Annotated in this window: 19 protein-coding genes and 1 pseudogene; 5 read left to right on the plus strand and 15 right to left on the minus strand. The window is 37.6% G+C overall.

What is annotated here, in order from left to right; genetic code table 11:
* Nucleotides 1-102: 102 nt before the first annotated feature.
* The gene (locus C2I06_RS15150; protein WP_095329742.1) at nt 103-1212 is read right to left on the minus strand and encodes a GntR family transcriptional regulator; all 1110 of its coding nucleotides are present in this window, start codon (nt 1210-1212) and stop codon (nt 103-105) included.
* 339 nt (nt 1213-1551) lie between these two features.
* On the opposite strand from C2I06_RS15150, the gene C2I06_RS15155 reads away from it, so the two are divergent.
* The 3 genes from C2I06_RS15155 to araA are packed head-to-tail and all read left to right on the plus strand — an operon-like array spanning nt 1552 to nt 5338.
* On the plus strand, nt 1552-3162 hold the full coding sequence (locus C2I06_RS15155) for a xylulokinase (protein WP_123258335.1): 1611 nt from the start codon (nt 1552-1554) through the stop codon (nt 3160-3162).
* A gap of 21 nt (nt 3163-3183) precedes the next feature.
* A complete protein-coding gene (locus tag C2I06_RS15160) occupies nt 3184-3879 on the plus strand; it encodes an L-ribulose-5-phosphate 4-epimerase (RefSeq protein WP_095329740.1) in 696 nt (231 codons plus the stop codon).
* Between the two features lie 40 nt (nt 3880-3919).
* Complete coding sequence (araA, locus tag C2I06_RS15165; RefSeq protein WP_095329739.1) at nt 3920-5338, plus strand: L-arabinose isomerase; 1419 nt, start codon at nt 3920-3922, stop codon at nt 5336-5338.
* Nucleotides 5339-5445: 107 nt separating this feature from the next.
* On the opposite strand, the gene C2I06_RS25080 is transcribed toward araA, so the two are convergent.
* The 3 genes and pseudogenes from C2I06_RS25080 to C2I06_RS15175 form a co-directional block, all read right to left on the minus strand.
* Nucleotides 5446-5619 carry a hypothetical protein gene (locus C2I06_RS25080; RefSeq protein ID WP_164463712.1) on the minus strand — a complete coding sequence of 58 codons (174 nt, stop codon included), beginning with the start codon at nt 5617-5619 and terminating at the stop codon, nt 5446-5448.
* 408 nt (nt 5620-6027) lie between these two features.
* Complete coding sequence (locus tag C2I06_RS15170; RefSeq protein WP_123258336.1) at nt 6028-7293, minus strand: M20/M25/M40 family metallo-hydrolase; 1266 nt, start codon at nt 7291-7293, stop codon at nt 6028-6030.
* Between the two features lie 29 nt (nt 7294-7322).
* A pseudogene (locus tag C2I06_RS15175) lies at nt 7323-7448 on the minus strand (oligopeptide/dipeptide ABC transporter ATP-binding protein); the annotation flags it as partial.
* 666 nt (nt 7449-8114) lie between these two features.
* On the opposite strand from C2I06_RS15175, the gene C2I06_RS15185 reads away from it, so the two are divergent.
* Nucleotides 8115-8387 carry a helix-turn-helix domain-containing protein gene (locus tag C2I06_RS15185; protein WP_095329737.1) on the plus strand — a complete coding sequence of 91 codons (273 nt, stop codon included), beginning with the start codon at nt 8115-8117 and terminating at the stop codon, nt 8385-8387.
* Nucleotides 8388-8441: 54 nt separating this feature from the next.
* On the opposite strand, the gene C2I06_RS15190 is transcribed toward C2I06_RS15185, so the two are convergent.
* Entirely contained in the window at nt 8442-8732 is a 291-nt protein-coding gene (locus tag C2I06_RS15190; RefSeq protein WP_095329736.1) for a hypothetical protein, read from the minus strand.
* Nucleotides 8733-9110: 378 nt separating this feature from the next.
* Between C2I06_RS15190 and C2I06_RS15195 the strand changes: the two genes are divergently transcribed.
* Nucleotides 9111-10001, plus strand: a complete 891-nt coding sequence (locus C2I06_RS15195) for an EamA family transporter (RefSeq protein ID WP_123258337.1) — start codon at nt 9111-9113, stop codon at nt 9999-10001.
* A gap of 66 nt (nt 10002-10067) precedes the next feature.
* Here C2I06_RS15195 and C2I06_RS15200 read toward each other — a convergent pair whose 3' ends face one another.
* The 10 genes from C2I06_RS15200 to C2I06_RS15240 all read right to left on the minus strand — a co-directional run bounded on the left by C2I06_RS15200 (nt 10068) and on the right by C2I06_RS15240 (nt 20078).
* On the minus strand, nt 10068-11387 hold the full coding sequence (locus C2I06_RS15200) for an MmgE/PrpD family protein (RefSeq protein WP_095329728.1): 1320 nt from the start codon (nt 11385-11387) through the stop codon (nt 10068-10070).
* Entirely contained in the window at nt 11380-12522 is a 1143-nt protein-coding gene (locus C2I06_RS15205; protein WP_275068615.1) for an amidohydrolase, read from the minus strand. Before C2I06_RS15205 ends, C2I06_RS15200 begins: the two co-directional genes overlap by 8 nt.
* A 3-nt stretch (nt 12523-12525) precedes the next feature.
* Nucleotides 12526-13266: an amino acid ABC transporter ATP-binding protein gene (locus C2I06_RS15210; RefSeq protein ID WP_047942103.1), complete on the minus strand. Its 741-nt coding sequence runs from the start codon at nt 13264-13266 to the stop codon at nt 12526-12528.
* Between the two features lie 12 nt (nt 13267-13278).
* The gene (locus tag C2I06_RS15215) at nt 13279-13956 is read right to left on the minus strand and encodes an amino acid ABC transporter permease (protein ID WP_047942102.1); all 678 of its coding nucleotides are present in this window, start codon (nt 13954-13956) and stop codon (nt 13279-13281) included.
* 14 nt (nt 13957-13970) lie between these two features.
* Complete coding sequence (locus tag C2I06_RS15220) at nt 13971-14768, minus strand: transporter substrate-binding domain-containing protein (protein WP_235850250.1); 798 nt, start codon at nt 14766-14768, stop codon at nt 13971-13973.
* A gap of 6 nt (nt 14769-14774) precedes the next feature.
* The gene (locus C2I06_RS25085; protein ID WP_047942100.1) at nt 14775-15287 is read right to left on the minus strand and encodes a GNAT family N-acetyltransferase; all 513 of its coding nucleotides are present in this window, start codon (nt 15285-15287) and stop codon (nt 14775-14777) included.
* Nucleotides 15280-16644 (minus strand): adenylosuccinate lyase, encoded by a 1365-nt coding sequence (gene purB, locus C2I06_RS15225; RefSeq protein ID WP_164463713.1) that lies wholly within the window; start codon nt 16642-16644, stop codon nt 15280-15282. Before purB ends, C2I06_RS25085 begins: the two co-directional genes overlap by 8 nt.
* A 321-nt stretch (nt 16645-16965) precedes the next feature.
* Nucleotides 16966-17796, minus strand: coding sequence for a transporter substrate-binding domain-containing protein (locus tag C2I06_RS15230; RefSeq protein ID WP_095329720.1), 831 nt, complete (start codon nt 17794-17796; stop codon nt 16966-16968).
* 1 nt (nt 17797) lies between these two features.
* The gene (locus tag C2I06_RS15235; RefSeq protein WP_123258338.1) at nt 17798-18976 is read right to left on the minus strand and encodes an aminotransferase class I/II-fold pyridoxal phosphate-dependent enzyme; all 1179 of its coding nucleotides are present in this window, start codon (nt 18974-18976) and stop codon (nt 17798-17800) included.
* Entirely contained in the window at nt 18966-20078 is a 1113-nt protein-coding gene (locus tag C2I06_RS15240) for an iron-containing alcohol dehydrogenase family protein (RefSeq protein ID WP_123258339.1), read from the minus strand. The genes C2I06_RS15235 and C2I06_RS15240 overlap by 11 nt, the downstream gene beginning before the upstream one ends.
* Between the last annotated feature and the right edge of the window lie 141 nt (nt 20079-20219).

Below are 20219 nucleotides of genomic sequence, written 5' to 3' on the forward strand. Positions count from 1 at the left end.
CACCCATATCTACCCATATTTCTATTAAATACTATCTTTCCCTTTTAGGAAAGACTTTCAGTAAAAAAAGACACAAAAGGAGAGTTTTAGCGAGGACATCCCTCACCAAAACCGTCCCTCTGCATCCTCTGTCAGATCTTTCACTGTTTCTCCTTGGATGAGTTCTGGTTGGTAATAGTTTTCATTTTTTAAATCTTTTTTGCCTTGTAGTTTTCTAATAATCCATTCCGCGGCATCGTGTCCCATTTTTTCTTGGGGATGCGTTAAGGTTGTCAGCTTGATATTAGCGTTTTTAGCCATATAGGAATTATCCTGGCCAATAACAGAGAGTTGATCTGGAATGGCGATGTTCAATTTTCTGCATACATTAACAACCTCTAATGCTACCTCGTCGTTATAGCAGACAATCGCTGTCATTCCGTCCATATTTTCATGTAGAAATTCCTTTAATTTCACCTTTAAATCAGGCTTTGTTTCGGTTGTAAAAGAATAAACATGCTCTGCTTGAAAACGCAGCTTTGCTTCTCCTAATGCTTTTATGTATCCCTTCATGCGAAACTTTCCTTGTAAGTCATCCATTTTCGCTATAAGTCCAATTTTTGTATGCCCTTTTGCGATTAATTCATTTGTTGCAAGATAGCTAGATTTCACATCATCAAGACAGAAGAATGGCACTTCTAGTTCTTCATAATAGGCATTGACCATAATGAATGGAACGTCTTGCTCTTTAAAGGCTAGATAGTAAGCAATATTTGGATTGTATAAATTACTTTTTGTCGGCTCTACAATTAATCCGTCTACTCCAAATGCCAGCATCATCTCCAATGCCTTCTTTTCTTGTTCCACATCATTGTTTGTGCTTGCTAATAATAAAGAGTAATCCTCTGCATTTAACCGACTTTCAATTCCTCGAATAATGGAAGGAAAGATATAATCAGATATATAGGTGGTAATAACACCAATTGTTTTCCTTTTGGATTTTCCGTTCCCTTTTAATTGATAGTAGTTACTTACATAGGTACCAGATCCTTTTTCACTTCGGAGAAATCCGTCATTGGACAATTCCAAGATTGCTTTTCGCACCGTATGACGGCTAACTTTATACATTTCCTGCAAGATTGATTCAGTAGGAATTTGTTCTCCAACCTGATAATCTCCAGAAAGAATTTTACTTTTTATATCATCAATGATGATCTGATACTTTAATTTCATTTAATGCACTTCCTTCAATGTAATGGCCATCCGGTATTTGTATGGTCATATTTTAGCATAACTGCTACAGAAACAAAACAATGCATATTAGTGCATACAAATTACACACAACTAATCACATTATATTTTTCCGACAATTTTTTATACGAACATACATAAATTTATTTTCAGGCTAGTATTAATAGTAATAAGGCTATTACTGCTTCTTTTTATTTGTATGAACATTTATAAATATATTTGACAAATGTACGTACACATTATAAAGTATAGGTAGAAAAATGATATTAATAAAGGCTATTATCTCCACTGATTACGAAACCGCTGTCAAGGAGGGAATATATGAAAAATAATCGAGCAAATACCAAACAAGATATTGTTGAGGGGGCAACTTCACTTGGAATTGAATTCGGTTCCACGCGAATCAAAGCTGTCTTAATTAACAACCGTTTTGAAACCATCGCAACTGGAAGTTATGAGTGGGAGAATCTTTTAGAAGATGGGTACTGGACTTACAATTTAGTGGACATTATTACTGGCTTGCAAACCGCTTATAGTGAAATGAAACAAGAGGTTGAGCGAAATTACGGGGTAACTATTCGCACAGTTGGTTCGATTGGTTTTTCTGCGATGATGCATGGCTATTTAGCCTTTGATCATACTGGTGAACTACTTGTTCCATTTCGAACTTGGCGCAATACTACCACAAGTACTGCTGCAAAAAAATTAACTGATGTATTCCAATTCAATATTCCAGAAAGATGGAGTATTGCACATCTTTACCAAGCTATCTGGAATAATGAACAGCATATTCCGCGTATCGACCATATTACTACTTTATCTGGATATATTCATTGGTTACTAACTGGTCAAAAGGTCATCGGCATTGGCGATGCTTCCGGTATGTTCCCAATTGATGAAACAACGCAAGATTATAATGAATCAATGATAGAACAATTCGATGCATTAATTGCTGCAAAAGAATACCCTTGGAAACTGAAGGATATCCTTCCAAAAGTCGCTATTGCTGGAGAGCAAGCCGGAAAATTAACAGAAATAGGTGCAAAAATTCTGGATCGTTCGCGGAATTTACAACCTGGTATTCCCCTATGTCCTCCAGAAGGAGACGCCGGCACAGGAATGGTTGCAACTAACAGCGTAAAGAAACGGACTGGAAATGTCTCCGTTGGAACTTCTGTTTTTGCCATGATTGTATTAGAAAAAGACCTTTCAGCCGTTTACCCAGAAATTGATATTGTTACAACTCCAGATGGATCTCCAGTTGCAATGGTCCATGCCAATAACTGTACGAGTGATTTAAATGCCTGGATGCGCTTATTCCGCGAATTTTCAGAGGCAATGGGACAAAAGGTAGAAATGGACAAATTGTTCCATGTTTTATTAAACGCTTCTTTGAAAGCGGATGCAGATGGTGGCGGATTGCTAAGCTACGGCTATTTTTCAGGTGAAAATATTACTGGTTTGGAAAGCGGCCGCCCCTTATTCGTACGCTCGCCAGAAAGCAATTTTAATTTAGCAAACTTTATGAGAGTCCATCTCTTTACGGCCTTTGGAGCTTTAAAAATCGGTATGGATATTTTAACCCAGCAAGAAAATGTGGCAATAGATAGCATCTTAGGACATGGTGGTTTATTCAAAACTCCTGTTGTGGGACAAAAAATTGTGGCAGCTGCGATGAATACACCTGTTTCTGTCATGGATACTGCTGGAGATGGCGGCGCATGGGGAATCGCTATTCTTGCTTCTTATATGTTAAATAATAACGAGAATGATAGTTTAGAAGAATATCTCGACAAAAGAGTATTTAAAGAAGTAGATAAGCAAACGATTTATCCAGACCGCTTTGACGTAGAAGGCTTTGAAGAATTTATCGAACGCTATAAAAAAGGGTTAGCAATCGAAAAGGCTGCAATCGAAAATTTGATTCATTAAGGGATGATTGGAGGGATTTACATGTTAGAAAAGCTGAAAGAAGAAGTTTTTCTCGCAAATTTGGAATTACCTAAGCAGGGACTCGTGAAATACACATGGGGAAACGCCAGCGCCATTGATCGCGAAAGTGGTTTATTCGTGATTAAACCTAGCGGGGTTGATTATGAAACAATGCAGCCAAGCGATATGGTCGTAATAGATTTAGAGGGAAATGTTGTAGAAGGAACGTTGAACCCCTCCTCTGACACAGCTACTCACGCTGTTCTCTATAAACATTATCATGAAATCGGCGGGATTGTGCATACTCATTCCACTTGGGCAACTATTTGGGCTCAGTCAGGACTTGATCTTCCCGCTCTGGGAACTACACACGCTGATACTTTTTATGGTGCTGTACCATGTGCTCGCTTTTTAACACAAGAAGAAATTGATCGTGGTTATGAAGCAGAGACTGGTAAAGTAATCATTGAAACTTTCGAAGAACGGGGATTAGACATCTTAGCTATCCCTGGCGTTTTGCTTCATGGACATGGTCCCTTCACTTGGGGAAAAGATGCTAAATCAGCTGTTATGAACAGTGTGGTGTTGGATGAAGTGGCGAAGATGAATTTATTTACAAGAGAATTAAATCATTTTTCCAAAGAATTGCCGCAGCGTATTTTAGATAAACACTATTTACGAAAGCATGGAAAGAATGCCTATTATGGTCAAAAATAATATTTAACTATAAAACTATCATTAGAAAGAGGGAAATAGCATGTCAACTAATAAAGTATTTTGGTTTGTTGTAGGATCCCAGCATCTATACGGCGAAGAAGCGTTAAAGGAAGTCAAAGCCCATGCACAAACAATGACAGACACTTTAAATGAAAGTGGTCTACTGCCTTATCCGCTTGTTTTGCAAGATTTAGCAGTAAGCGCAGATACCATTACAAAGATGATGAAAGAAGTTAACTACCGGGATGAAGTAGCTGGCGTCATCACCTGGATGCACACATTCTCTCCTGCGAAGATGTGGATTCGCGGAACTAAGCTATTACAAAAGCCTTTGCTTCATTTAGCAACACAATACAATGAAAGCATTCCATGGGATACGATTGATATGGACTTTATGAATCTAAATCAAGCAGCTCATGGGGATCGAGAGTATGGTTTCATTAATGCACGTTTGAAAAAACAAAATAAAGTAGTGGTTGGCCACTGGCAACGAGCGAAAGTACAGCAGCAAATTGCTGATTGGATGGACGTAGCCGTAGCTTATAACGAAAGCTTTCAAATTAAGGTTGCACGATTTGGCGACAATATGCGTAATGTTGGGGTGACAGAAGGAGATAAAATCGAAGCGCAAATCAAATTTGGCTGGACCGTTGATTACTTTGGAATCGGTGACCTTGTTCAATATGTAAATGAAGTAAGCGAAAATGAAATAAATGATTTATTTGCACAATATGAAAAACTATATGACTTTGACTATGGAAGCTATAGTAAGGAAGATTGGGAAGCTAGCGTAAAAGTGCAGGCAAGCTATGAAATTGCCATTAAACGCTTCCTTGATGAAGGCGGATACAATGCTTTCACCACAAACTTTGAGGATTTATATGGTATGAAACAGCTCCCTGGTCTTGCTGTTCAGCGTTTAATGGCACAAGGCTATGGATTTGCCGGCGAAGGTGATTGGAAGACCGCTGCACTTGATCGCCTTCTAAAAGTAATGAGCCATAACGAGTCAACAGGCTTTATGGAGGATTACACCTATGAATTAGCTGTTGGCCAAGAAGCTGCACTTCAATCACATATGCTAGAAGTCGATCCAACTTTAGCAAGCAATAAACCGAAAATTATTGTATCACCATTAGGGATTGGCAATCGCGAGGATCCAGCTCGATTAGTATTTGACGGAAAAGCAGGAGATGGAGTTGTTGTTTCCATGGCTGACTTCGGTACTCATTACAAGCTTTTAATCAATGAAGTATCCGCATTTGAACCAACCGTTCCAGCCCCAAATCTCCCAGTAGCTCGGGTATTATGGAATATCAAACCAAATTTTCAAGAGGGCGTAAAGGCATGGATCGAAAACGGCGGCGGCCATCATACAGTCGTTTCTCTAAACCTAACAACCGATCAAATTATCACCTATGCAAAACTAGTTGATTTAGAATATGTCGTGATTAAGTAAAGACCTTGGAAGGAAGGTTCTAGCTCAACTCCAAAAAAAGGACGGTTCATGTGATTATTATATATTCTCACAAGAACCGTCCCTTTGCTTCTTTTGCTCTCATTTATTCAACTCATTCCTCCTGGACCACTACTTGAATTAACTCGATTATAATGGACTACTTCTCCTAATTTGTCCGCTTGTTTATTTTCATCAGGTGCTGTCATTCCAGATTTCTTTGCGAAAAATAGCACAATTCCCATCACAATTACCACTGGTGCAAATAACCATAAAAATATCATTTTTACACCTCCACATCTATTGTTTAACAATTGCTACTTAAGAATACGTTTTAAAGAGCTAATTAGTTTCATTTATTTGGAAAAATCTGTTGGACGATTCTTGTATTTTTTTCCGTTCTATGTAGTCGGTTAGATTTATGTATTGAAAACTTACAAAAAACCATATCTCAATTCTAAACAGCTCTTTTTCCCATTACACTTTCCCTTTATTTTCTTATTTTACCTTTTCAATACTTATTATTTCTGTTAGAGAAATCAAGATAAAATTTGATGCTCTCCGTAGCTATAATAAGTCAAAGCTCCCTCTTGTTTTTCCTTTTTTCATCCATATGATTGTATGGCTCTTGCATATCCAAAGGGAATACCGTGTTCTTTTGATGGACTTGACCATTTAGCAGCAATTTAAGATTATTTTCCTTTCTCCAATAGTGGAGCGGTAACCTGTTCTAATCCAACTAAGCCGAGAATCGTTAATAATATTTTTTGTGCCCCAATATGAGCATCGGTAGGGTTATAATACTCCTGCAGTGTATGGAATCCTCCACCTTCGCCCCCACCGCCGAGCGTTAAGGCCGGAATCCCTAAATGAATAGGAACGTTCGAATCAGTGCTACTTGCCTGATCTAGGATCGGTTCAAAACCTAGCGCTACTGTCGCACATCGAGCAGCTTGCACAATTACACTATTTTTATCTTGTGATCCTGCTGGACGATCGCCTACTTTTTCTATCTGAAGACTAACTTGTGCTTCCACATTCCAGCGAGCATTTTCTTCTTCCTTTGCTTGCTCCATCAAATGTAAAAATTTACTTTCGATTATTTCAAGCTCTTCTTGCGAATTCGAACGTAAATCAACTAGCATCTCTGCTGTCTCCGCAATCGTATTAACAGAAGTTCCTCCTTTTATCATCCCTACATTAAACGTCGTCTTTGGTTCAACAGGTGTTGCTAGATCAGAAATTTTGGCAATGGCTCGCCCTAATGCATGAATAGGGCTTGGAATACCAAAATTCCCAAAACTATGCCCACCAGGTCCTTTAAATAAAACATTAAATCTTTTGCTTCCTGTGCCTAAATAAGTGATACGACTTGGATCCCCAGGCTCTATCGAGATAAAACCATCTATATCTTGCCGATTTTCAAATAATGATTTCACCCCTCTTAAATCTCCTAGCCCTTCTTCCCCCACTGTGGCACCAATAATAAGATCTCCTTCCGTCTTTATCCCCGCCACAGCAAGAGCACGTATAATCGTTAAAACAACCGCTAACCCTCTTCCATCATCACAAATCCCCGGCGCATAGATTAATCCGTCTTCGTGGACAGCCTTTACATTTGTCCCTTTTGGGAACACTGTATCTAAATGAGCACAAACAACTAAGGAAGGACCATTCCCGCTTCCTGTCAGTACACCAAAAACATTTCCTACCTCATCTGTAGTTACTTTTTGAACACCTAACGATTCTAATCTCTTTTTATACCATTCTCCTTTTTCCTTTTCTTCAAAGGTTGGTGCCTCTATTTCCGTCAATTCAATTTGTTCCTTGGTTGTTGCTTCGTTATCCTCTTCTAAAAATTTGAGTGCTTTTTGGACTTGCTCATTCTCAGCAAGTAATTTATATACTTGCCCCACCTTCTCGGTTAACCCCTCTGTTTTGTGCTCAATATTTGTCATGAAATATACACCCCTCTCTCACTTTTTAATCAATCATATAGATGACAAGCAATAACATGTTTATCGTTAACTTGTAATTTTGAAGGCACTTCCTGCTTACATCGATCCATTGCAACTGGACATCTTGTGTGAAATACACATCCTGCTGGAGGATTTATAGAGTCTCAGCTTTATTTTTAAAATATTCTGTCTATTATTATTACAGGTGTATGATCTTTCAAACAAATGATTGCTATATTTCCTTCTAGAGTGATTTTCATACCATATAGCTCAGAAAGTTTAGCAAGTCTTTACAATATGTCCTGATTATTGGAGAGAATCGGCAAACCTCTTTCCTAATTCCACTGGATGCGACATATCCGTATGACTTAATTGATCTTTTTCCTAAAAGTCTATTGGCAAATTTGGTACAGTGTCATTTTGAAAAATAAAATTACCTAAGCTGTAAAACATCGGACGATTCTTATAAATTTCTATTCCTAAGGGATTACCTTCATTATGATGGAGTGTGACTTCTAAATTCGTAAATCGAAGGATTCAATTTTGACTGGAGCTTACGTGTGATAAAGGAATCATCAGTCGCAGCAAACGTATAATGGTATCTTACATTTTTCGACTCCTTTTATTAAATCAGAATATTCCCTTAATTATTCTTTTAATCAAAGTATAGAGAGACCAATTATCAAAGTCAATAACACATATTAAAAACACGGTAAGACTATCTTACATAAACCTTCCACACTTCATTATTACGGAAATTCAGTTTGCTCATTATTTACTATAGTATGCTCGAAAAAAGCATAGATAGAGGCATGGCAATCTTGAAAGCAAAAGCTATTCTGGACCCAAAAGACTCGGTTCAAAAAATAATAGATATCGCTATTAGCACAAATAATAAAATGATCGCAATCCAAAAAAACATTGGCAAACATGCAATAACTGCTTCCGATGTAGCTGAATGGCTCAATATGACACCAAGAAATGCTAGAAGAATACTGACAAATTTAGAAGAACAAGGACTAGCCAAAATAATCGGCGAAGAAGTTCCTCTTACAAGAGGAAGACCAAGGAAGATATATCAGATTGGTATATAAAAGGACGGTTCTTGTGAGTCGGATGATCTCACTAAAACCGTCCTTCTGCATACCTTAATTACTGATCACTTCTAAAAGTTTGTTAATATCTTCTGTAGAAGCCGCATAGAGATGGGCAAGATTATTGGATCTTACTGCGAAATAGACATTATTCTTTTTACCTGAGTATCCGTATTTTAATAGATTTGAATATTGATTGGGACTTAGCTGCACTTGCAGATGTACTCCATTTGAATAATCTCCTCCTACTCCATAGAAATTAGTATTATGGACCCGATTTACATGAAAGTCATTTACAATTCCATCAACACCGAAAAACGCTTGATAATCAGAAGACATTTCCATTCACTCCTCCATTTCTTTTCTCCCCTTATTGTACTCCACATAGATAGAAAAAAATCTCATTTGTTCACTAATTCACATATATTTCATAAAGGCAGCAAGAGAAGTTCTTCCGCTTCCCTTTTTAGCTAAAAAAATTTAATTTATATTTTTCTTAACAGGTTTCTAACTCTTGTTTTTATCCTTTGTTTGATGTCCTCACTAGAACTTACCCTCTCTTTCCCTTTGACAACGAGCAGGCTTGTTCTTATAATATATGAGGAATGTAATAATAAAACCTTGTGTAGGACGTGGATTTTTCTAGAGGAAACTCTATTTTCGCCACACGATTGTCTTTTGACAATTGTGTGGCTTTTTATGTTGAAAAGGAGGAAATTTATTTTGGCGAAATGGAATTATGCTTTAATCGTTTTTTTAGGTGGCTGCTGTTATGGAATTTTGTCTACATTTGTTAAACTTGCCTATGCTGCTGGATTTTCGGCAGCTGAAGTAACAGGAGCACAATATTTATTTGGTACTGCCATTACATGGATTCTTGTATTATTTACAAAGAAATATAAAGTAACGCGCATGCAAGCTATTAAACTCTTATTATCTGGTATCCCGTTTGGGATGACAGGAATTTTCTATTATCAATCCTTACAAACAATAAATGCTTCTCTTGCAATTATTTTACTGTTTCAATTTGTTTGGATTGGCACGCTTTTCGAAATGGTTATTTATAAGAAAAAGCCTACAAAGGAGAAGGTCATCTCGATTATTATTCTTCTATTCGGCTCTGTCCTCGCTGGAGGCATTTCTTTAGAAGGGGGCATGGATATTTCCTGGCAAGGTGCCGGTTGGGGATTACTTTCTGCCTTCACCTTTGCTACTTTTATTTTTCTTAGCGGATCTGTTGGAAAGAACACCGCTCCTCTCCTAAAGAGCGGGCTTCTTTCCTTAGGTGGATTATTCGTTGTTTTTCTAGTATTTCCACCGGTTTATTTAATGGATTTCTCCACATTAATAGGGGTAGCACCATATGGATTGCTGCTTGGAGTTTTCGGTGCAGTTCTTCCGCCTCTGCTCTATTCTATTGGAATGCCACAAATTGGACCAGGACTTGGCACTATCTTAACAGCTTCTGAGCTTCCAGTAGCTGTCTCTATGTCAGCACTCGTTTTAAGAGAACAAGTTGGCATGCTGCAATGGATCGGTGTTGCCCTAATATTAGGAGGAATCGCGTTTAGTAATGTTAGGCTTTCCAAAGCAAAAATAGTAACGGAGTATTAAGGAGTCTCTCCTAAATAAAAAGACGGTTCTTGTAGGTCAAATGACCTCACAAAAACCGTCCCTCTGTTACCAGCCTTCTATTCCTGCAGCAAAGTACTTGTTTAGTGTATTGGCTTGTTCGCCTAATAATGTGTTCGCTTTACTAGCTAAATCCTGCATTTTAAGTGGCTTACCTGGTGAACCTGTCGGCGCATCTACTCTAGAGACCAACTGTTGACCATCTTTTAACATAACTTTAGCTATACAATATCTACCTTTTGGATAACTAATTTCTTTTACTGGAATTGCGGGATCATACTTTCGATGAATTTTTTTTATTCCTGCTTGAATTTCATCGGCAATTTGATTGACAGAAAAATTTTCAATAGATAATGCTTCACCCTTTAATAATAAAGCAGCACAGTATTCTACACTAAAACGACCCTGTTCTCCATTCGTTGGGGAAGTGTAAACTAATGCAGCATCACCATTGGGAGGGAAGTACAAATCGACAGAAGTAACCTCTTCAACAGTAAAATTTCTTTGTGCCTGTATATTCTGAATGGCCTCAATGGCATGGGCATTTGCAGAACAACATGGATATAATTTGAACCATAATCCTGGTTTATCTATTGTCCAAGGTTCTCCCCACTTTTCAAAAACCTCGAATGGATTTCCGCTTTGCTCCACATACATAGAAAGTACACCATTTTTAGCTTGAATGGTATTAGCACTTCCGACAATTCCCTTATCAACAAAATGAAGAATCTGCCAAGCACTTTGGGCTGTTAGACCAGCATGCAGCGGTTTAACCATTGTTCCAAATTGACTTCGGGAACCACTTAATTTAGATACGCATAAATTAATAGCTTGCGAGAATTTCTCTGTGTCGAAATGTAAATAATGGGCTCCAGCTGCAACTGCTCCGTAAATTCCCGCAGTTGCAGTTGTATGGAACCCTTTTTCATAATGTTGTGCACCTAATAGTTGTGCAAAGCACTTCATCGTCTCTATTCCTATTAAATAGGCTTCATAGAAGCGGTCTCTATCACGCTTCTTTTCTATTAGGGCATGTAATAAGCTCAAAATAATCGCAGACGGATGTCCTCTAATCTCAGAATGAACATCATCTAAATCTAATGCATGTGCAGAATACCCATTAATTAAACAAGCATCAAATGGGTGAACCTTTAAATCAGTGCCTACTACTGCTGCTCCCTCTTCAGTAGGATAAATAGCAGTATGTAAAACAGTGGAAAAATTCATGTCAAACCTCACACTAGCAAAACACGACAGAAAATAATCGAATACTCCCTTTTCCAAATTCTCTTTTGTCTCATTAGTAAGCTCCTGATAAGACGGGGAGGATTGAATCAAGTCGACTATTGCTTTTGTTAAATCAGTCATTTTTCAAAATATTCTCCGCGAGCTTAGCAAAAAATTCAGCGGCCACTTTAATAGCATCTTCCTTTAAATTAAACTTTGGGTGATGCCATTCTTGGGGTCCATCCACTCCCATCCATACGAAAAATCCAGGAATATAGTTTTGATAAAACGCAAAATCCTCCCCACCGGCACTTGGCACAGCATCGACGACATTATACCCTGCATCCAAAACAGTGGTTCGCACAATATCTTCATAATCTTGATGATTGTTTACCACGGGAAGATAATCATCCCAAACAAATTCAACCGAACCACCATTTCCTTCTGCAATAGACTCCGCTAGCTTTTTCATTATTGTCGGAACTGCCTCACGAGCTTTAGGCTGAAATGTTCGAACAGTACCTTCTAGTTTGACTTCATCTGGAATGACATTCCATGTATTTCCTCCATGGATGCTTGTGATACTGACTACTACATTATCAAACAAATCCATTCTTCTTGCGACAATTGACTGAACTGCTGTTACGTATTGACTAGCCATAACAATCGGATCAATAGCACGATGTGGTATACCAGCATGACCTCCGACACCGATAAACCTTAAACTAAATTTATCTACACTTGCCATAAGTCCACCTGATTTTACCCCTATCGTTCCTACTGGCAAATCAGGTTTGTTATGCATTCCAAAAATAGCTTCTACTCCTTCTATTGCTCCTTTTTCTACAAATTTCTTTGCACCTTGAGCAATTTCCTCGGCAGCCTGAAAAATAAATCTTACATTTCCATGTAATTTGTCCTTTTGACTATTGATTAGAATCGCTGCTCCTAAAATAGCAGTTGTATGGAAATCATGACCACAGGCATGCATTTTCCCTTCATTTTTTGATTTAAATGCAACATCTGTTTCTTCTATTATCGGCAAGGCATCAATATCTGCCCGAATAGCAATGGTTGGTCCCGCTAACGCTCCCTTTATTTCCGCAACAACTCCTGTTTCTAGACCAAGTTCAACAATGGCAATACCCTGTTCTGTTAACCATTTTTTGATCAATTCCGTTGTATGAAATTCTTCAAAAGCTAGCTCTGGATGCTCATGCAAATATCTTCGTTTGACAATTAAATCGTTTAATAGTTCAGGAGACATGTTCATGATTTATTATTCATCTCTTTCTAAAGTTTTTAAAAATTGTTTTGTTCTTATATTTTGTGGATGATGAAATAATTCTTTCGGCTCATTCTCTTCAATGATATTTCCATCTGCCATAAAAATCACTCTATCAGCCACTTCTTCCGCAAATTTCATTTCATGGGTCACAATAATCATGGTTGTATTTTGTTGTGCAATATCTTTTATAACTTGCAGCACTTCTGAAACCCATTCTGGATCAAGGGCTGAAGTTGGTTCATCAAATAAAATGGCATACGGCTTAACAGCGAGTGCTCTAGCAATACCCACGCGTTGTTGCTGCCCGCCTGATAATGTGGCAGGGTATTGATGAAACTTATCCTCAAGCCCTACCTTCACTAAAAGTTCTTTCCCTAATTTCTCCGCATCTTGTTTATTCATTTTCTTGGCAACAATCAAGGATTCCGTAACGTTTTGCAAGGCGGTTTTATTCTTAAAAAGGTTATAGTTTTGAAACACCATCGCTGTTTCTTGGCGAAGTTGATGAATATCTTTCCGCCCCATTTTTTGTACATTTACATTTGTCTCGCCTATATGAATAGTCCCTTCATCAGGCATCTCTAATAAATTCAGACACCGGAGCAATGTTGACTTTCCAGATCCAGACGGGCCGATAATAGCCAACACTTCTCCACGATTAACTTGTAAATTAACACCATCTAATACTATGTTCTCTCCAAACCTCTTTTTTAGATTTGTAACAGCTATCATCCTACTACTCCTTTATGATAAATACGGTTTTTCCATTCTTTTTTCAATAGCCCGCTGAACGAAGGTAACAAGAATAATTAACACCCAATAAAGCAGCGCTAAAGCCAAATAGGTTTCAAAAAATTTAAGAGAACTAGCAGCAATTATTTTCCCTTGCGCGAAAAGCTCCACTACTCCTAAAGTAAACGCTAAAGAGGTTTCTTTAATTAAACCAATAAAAATATTACTTGTTGCAGGAATAGCATTTCGTGTCGCTTGAGGTAAAACAATTCTCCGGAAGGCTTGCACTTTTGTCATACCAACTGATAAACAAGCTTCCACCTGTCCCTTGTCAACTGAATTCAATGCAGCACGAAATATTTCTGCCAAAAACGCTGCTTGTTTTAAACTAAGCCCTAAGATTGCTGCTGTTATAGCAGTCATCGCACTTAGAGCTGGAAAAATTTGTGGCAGCCCATAGTAAATTAAAAATAATTGAACCAATGTGGGAATGGCACGAAAGAACGAAATATATACAGCAGCAAGCTGCTTTAATACAGGAATATTCGATCTGGATATCACAGCTAAAATCAATCCGCCAATGATCGCAAAAACCATGGATAGAACAGCAAGAAATAAAGTAAGCGGTATGAATTCCAACAGTTCTGGTAATATATCAACTAAATATGGAAAATCTAAATTAAGATTCATACTGGACCTCCAAACTATTCCTTAACGGTGATATCCTCGTCTGCAAAATATTTCTTCGATATTTCTGTTAAGGTACCATCCTCACGTAATTTTTTTATTTCCGCATTAAATGCTTCTGCCAAAGCTTCTCCATCTTTATTTTTAAGGAACGGAAAAGCAACATCTTCATACACAAACGGCTCTCCTACAAACTTCAATGGCAAATTCCCTTTTTCAATTTCTGCGATTAAAGAAGATTTAGAGTTAACATAACCATCAACACGTTTATTAATCGCATCATTCATTGCACCATCTCGGTTCTCATATGTTTTAGGGATGATGTCAGGATCAAAATTTTCTAAGTTCTTCACATTGTTCGATCCTAATACTCCGGATACTGTTTTGCCCTTTAAATCATCTAAACTATCATATGCATTGTCTTTATTTGTAACAATGGTAGCACCTGCATACGCATATGGCTCTGAAAACTGATACTTTTCTCTTCTTTCATCTGTAACTGCAACAAAGTTTGCCACTGTATCAATTTTTTTTGTTTCTAATTGTCCCATTAAACCAGCGAAGTCTGATCTAACCCACTCCACTTGATAGCCTAAGTTTTCAGCGATTTTCTCTAATACTTCTATATCAAAACCTACTAATTTACCATTTTCCTCATATCCATTTGGATAACTTTGTGCGGTTGAACCTACACGAAGTGTTTTTTGCTCCTTCGAAGATTCCCCATTTTCAGTTTTATTATCTGTTCCGCTGCAAGCAGATAATAATAGTAAAAATGCTATACTCATGATTACAGTTATTTTCTTAAACATTATCAATTCCTACCTTTTCTTATATGATTTTGCTAAAAGTAATTTTTCTAAATAGATTGTAATATGGCCTTTCCCTAAATCCGTCTCTCCAACCTTTTTGTATCCTCGTTTTTCATACATTTCTCTAAGCCAAGGATGCTCTTTCGCCGTGCCAAGCGATACAGATGGACAATGAAGAGTATCTCTTAAAAAACTCTCCTCCACATAATGAAGGATTTTGCTTGCATATCCTTTTCTTTTTTCTTCTGGTGCAACTGCAACCCACCAAATATGGGGAATTTCAAACGGACCAGGATGACCGCTCCATGGCATGCGAACAGAAGCAGTTGCAACCATTTTGCCTTCATCTCGTAAATAGAAGCATATATTTTCCTTGATATTCTTTTCTACCAATTCTACATCTGCTGTTGCAGCAGCAAAGTGAATTCCCAACTCTCGAATAGAGGCATATCCTCTTAGAGATAGATCAAGTAATTCGGGAATATCTTTGGATGTTGCTTGATGAAAAGATAAATTACTCACTTAAAAGCCCTCCATTTCTAATCGAAGCAATTACTTCATCTACCTTCTCACTGGCTAAGCCAATATATTGACTAGGATCTAATAGCTGATTAATTTGGTCTTCTGTCAATACAGCAGCCACCTTTTCATTCTGACCAAGTAATTTTTTAAATGGAATTTTTTGTTCAGCTGATTCCATTGCGATTTCATATATAAGATGATGGGCAGTTTGTTTACCTATTTTTTCTGATAAAGCAAACATGACACGTTCTGATAAAATCAGTCCACCTAATCGTTCCAAGTTTTTCAGCATGTTCTCAGGCTTCACTACAAGCCCCTCAAGAACGGTTATCATACTTTTCAATTGAGAGGATAAATATAAACAAATTTCTGGTAAAGCTATCCATTCACTTCTCCAGCTCATCGCATCCCTTTCATGTTCCATCACTAATGATTCATGCAATAGGGCAACACTATGTAAGATAGGTTTTGTTAGACTGGCAATTCCTTCAAAAATAGCTGGATTACGTTTATGCGGCATCGTAGTTGAGCCCACATTTCCTGCTGAAAACGGCTCTTCCACTTCGTCGATTTCTGTCCGCATTAAGTTATAGAATTCATTTCCCAGCTTTCCTAATGAACCACTTATTAGCCCTAGCGCTGAGCCATACTCCGAAATTCGGTCACGTGAAGAATGCCAGCAAATCTTTGGCGCATTAAGTTCTAAAATTTCTAATGCCCGTTCTTCAATTTTTGGTCCTATACTTCCTAAAGCGGCGTATGTACCAACACCACCAGCAAGAACACCTGTGAAAATACGCGACTGGACGCTCTTTAATCTATCTAGATGACGTTCAAACTCACTCAAAACGACTGCGAGCTTAAAGCCAAATGTGGTTGGCAGTCCTTGCATTCCGTGTGTTCTTGCTGGCATCGGCGTTTTCTTATACTTAGATGCTAAACCAATTAGAAGCTCTGCTACTTTTTTTGTATCTCTTCTTATGATTTCATCTGCTTCCTTCAATTGAAGAATCATCGCTGTATCCGTTACATCCTGTGTTGTTACACCATAATGAACATATTCTCCATAATCGCCTGATAGTTTCTGCAAATGGTTAACTGTAGCCATTAAGGAATGTTTTAGTTTAGCAGACTCCTTTGCAATTTCTTCAATATCAAAATTTTCTATCTTTGCAGCGTCCTTTATAGCTCTTCCAGCTTCCTTTGGAATGATTCCTAACTCACTTTCTGCTAATGCTAATGCTGCTTCTACATCCAAAATCTTCTGTAATCTATTTTCATCATCCCACACAGAACGCATTTCTTCTGTACTAAAATTGTTCTGCAGCATTTTTAAAGCTACTACATGTGAACCCATTTCCTATCCTCTCCTAGTACCAATATTATTTAAATTATCAAATAATTAATTCCAACAAAACTAATCCGAATTATTGACTATTCTAACATATTCCAAGTGGTTAATCCCACACTTTTTTTCAATTATTTATAATTTTCATTTGATTGCATTTATTAGATTATATTTTTTTAGTGTTGCAGGCATTTATAATTGAGCAAAAAAAGACGTTCTAAACTCGCAATTTAAAACGGCAAAATGTAATTAGGCTCCTTCTACACGAAGAAGCCTATACACTATTTAATAGAAATTCTTTTCCTTCTACTTAATCAATTAAACTTCTCGTTAATCCTCAGAGGTAATATCATCTGCATAATATTTTTCTGAGATTTCAGCTAGTGTTCCATCCGCTCTCAGCTTTTCTATTTCTGCATTAAACACTTTTCTTAATGCATCCCCCTGTTCTGTTTTTGCAAACGGGAAACCAATTTCTGATTTCTTTAAGTCATCTTCTAATATTTTCAGTGGTAATTTCGATTTATTTATTGTTGCTTGCAAAATTGGCTTTCCTTGGACATAACCTGCTACAGCACCCTTAATTGTATCTGATTGTGGACCATCTCTTGTTTCATATTGTCTGACTTCAATATCTAATCCGTTTTTCTTCACATAATCTTCTAGTACATTAATTTTATTTGAGCCCAATACACCAGCAACTGTTTGTCCATTTAAATCTTTTACAGAATCATAAGGACTATCTTTAAGAACAGCAATCCCTGTACTTGTATAAGAATAAGTTGTCGAGTAATTATATTGTTCTGCCCTTTCCTCTGTATATTCAAAGGCATTAGCAATCGTATCCAGTTTTCCAACTCCAAGCTGCCCTACTAACCCTTCAAAGCCTGCCAGTGTCCATTGCACTTTATACCCTAAATTGTTTGCAATCGTTTCAAGTACTTCTACATCAAATCCGATTAATTTTCCATCCTCTTGATAAGAGTTTGGAAAACTTTGACCAGTTGCGCCAACGCGAATAACTTTTTCATCTGAAGTTTCGCTTTTACTAGCAGTTTTCGTTGATTCTTCTTGAGAATTAGTAGAATTACTACAAGCAGCTAATAGATTTATAGAAATAACAAAAATAAGAAGTGCATTAAGCTTTAGAAAGTTCTTCATTTTAATACCCCCGCTTCCTTAGTAAAAATCTCTTTATTCGCTCAAATGATTCTTTCAATTGTTCCAAAGAGGTCACCAAACTAATGCGAATCCATCCCTCTCCGTTTTTGCCATATATACTGCCCGGAACCACGGCTACCAATGCCTCCTCTAGTAATTGGTCGGCAAATTCAATCGAATTTATTGGTAACGGGACTTTAGCCCAAAGGAAGAATGTACCTTGTGGGGCAACATACTCCCAATCTAGTGTTTTAAAAAAAGATTCAACTAACAATTGCCGCTCATGATATAACTCTCTTAAAGCATTACGTTCGGCCTGCTGATGTAATAGAGCAAACACAGATGCATCCTGTATTCCACCAAAAACACCGCCAACGGCATTTTGTAAATAGGCGCTTAGATGTTTAATAAGCGATTCATTCCCGACCGTAAATCCACTCCGCCAACCAGCCATATTAAACGTTTTGGAAAAGGTGTAAATTTCCACTCCTACTTCAACTGCTCCAGGAATAGATAAAAAACTGATTGGCTTTTCATCCGTATAGTAGATATCTGCATAAGCAAAATCATGAATGACTGCAATTCCGTATTTATTGGCATATGTAATCGTTTCTTCGAAAAATTTCCTTGTGGCATTTGCCCCTGTGGGATTATTTGGATAATTTAAAAATAGAATCTTCGCTCTTTGACTGACTTCCTCCGGGATGCTTGAATAATCAACTAAAAAATTATTTTTCTCGCTAATCGGCACGAAAAACGGTTCTCCACCTGCCAACTCAACGGCCGCTTGGTACCCAAAGAAACCAGGAACAGGAACTAACGCGATATCCCCGGGGTTTAAAAGGGATTGTGCTAACCCAGATAAGGCGATTGTAGAACCATTCATGATCGCCACCTGATTAGGCGAAAGATTTGCTCCATACTCCTTTCGGTAAAAAGCCACAATGGCTTCTTTAAACACTTGTTTTCCTCCATATGGTGGATAACCATGGTTTTTCTTATCATGGATGGCTTCTTGCAGACACTCCACAATACGGGGGAATGTTGGCTGATCCGGATTTCCTCTTCCCAGATTAATTACCTGCTTAGCTGATTGCTGGAGTTCTTTTATCCGTTTGTTTTGAACGACTAAATATTTCGGCTTTAATTTTCCCAGACGTTCCGAGCAATCAAAATACATTTAACCCCACCTCATTTTCCGTAATAAATGCTTCTAATTTTTGCAGACCATCTATTACGCTTTGCTTGGTTAGCTCCATTGGCAATGCATAAATTCTAGAGGATGGTCTTAAGATTTGATCAGCCATTTTATCAAGGTCCCCTTTCTCAGGGGATAAATGCAAATCTCTCCAGCATATTGGCAACTTCAATTTTTTGTATAAAGGAACTAATTGTTTTATTTCTTCATAATTTTCTTCTAAACTCAACTGGAATAATATTCCATACGCAACAAGACTGCCATGTAAATGTCCCTTTTTCCCCAAACTGACATATCCGTAATTAAAGGCATGTGCGCCAACGCTTTGCCCAAATTCCCCTCCTAAACCACCAACAAGACCGGCTACTGCATAAATCGTATCAATCATGCGGGAGAAATCTGCATTGCTCTTTTTAGCTTCAGCTGCTTGAACAGCAGCTTCCCCCCATTTTAAAATATTATCTCGACATTGCTTAGCAGCAGTATGAGACAGTTCCAATAGAATGGATATTTCTTCACTTGTTAATTTATTAAAACGAATTTTACTTTCATACCATTTAGCCAAGGTATCACCAATACCAGAAGTTAAATGCTCGATTGGTGCATTTACTAATAATTCTGGTTCAACCATTACCATATAATTTGATTGACTATGCCGTATCGTACCAAGATGGTCTCCTTCAGCAGAATAAACAATGCTGATTGGAGTAAAGCTAGCACAGTTGGAAGGCAATGTAGGAATTAAGATACAAGGTATTTTTGCTTTACTAGCTACCGCCTTTACCGTATCTAAAAGCTTACCTCCTCCAACTCCTATTATGGCATCATGCTGATGGTGTATGACTTCGCTCCCTATTCGGTCTATTTCTTCATAGCTACATTCACCAGCAAACAAAATTTTTTTATAGGGATGCTGAAATTCAGTTTCGGGCCAATATGGTTGAACTGCCTGCCACGACTTTTCCCCATGAATTACTAATGGAAATTGTAAATGGTTATCTTCCAAAAACTTCGGTAGTGTATTAATTACTCCTGAATAATGATAATAATTTTGAGGGCCAAAACGATGCACTAAATCGATCAATGATTAACCTCCTGAACCTTCCCTTTATCTTGTAAAGAGTTTAATTTTCTATTATTCTAATACACTTACTCGGAATTAGCAACCGCACTTTTCTGAATTTTCTAATCTATAGCAACTTTAAAAATCTTAGATCGACTAGTG

The sequence above is a fragment of the Niallia circulans genome (assembly GCF_003726095.1).
Lineage (GTDB): Bacteria > Bacillota > Bacilli > Bacillales > Cytobacillaceae > Niallia > Niallia circulans_A.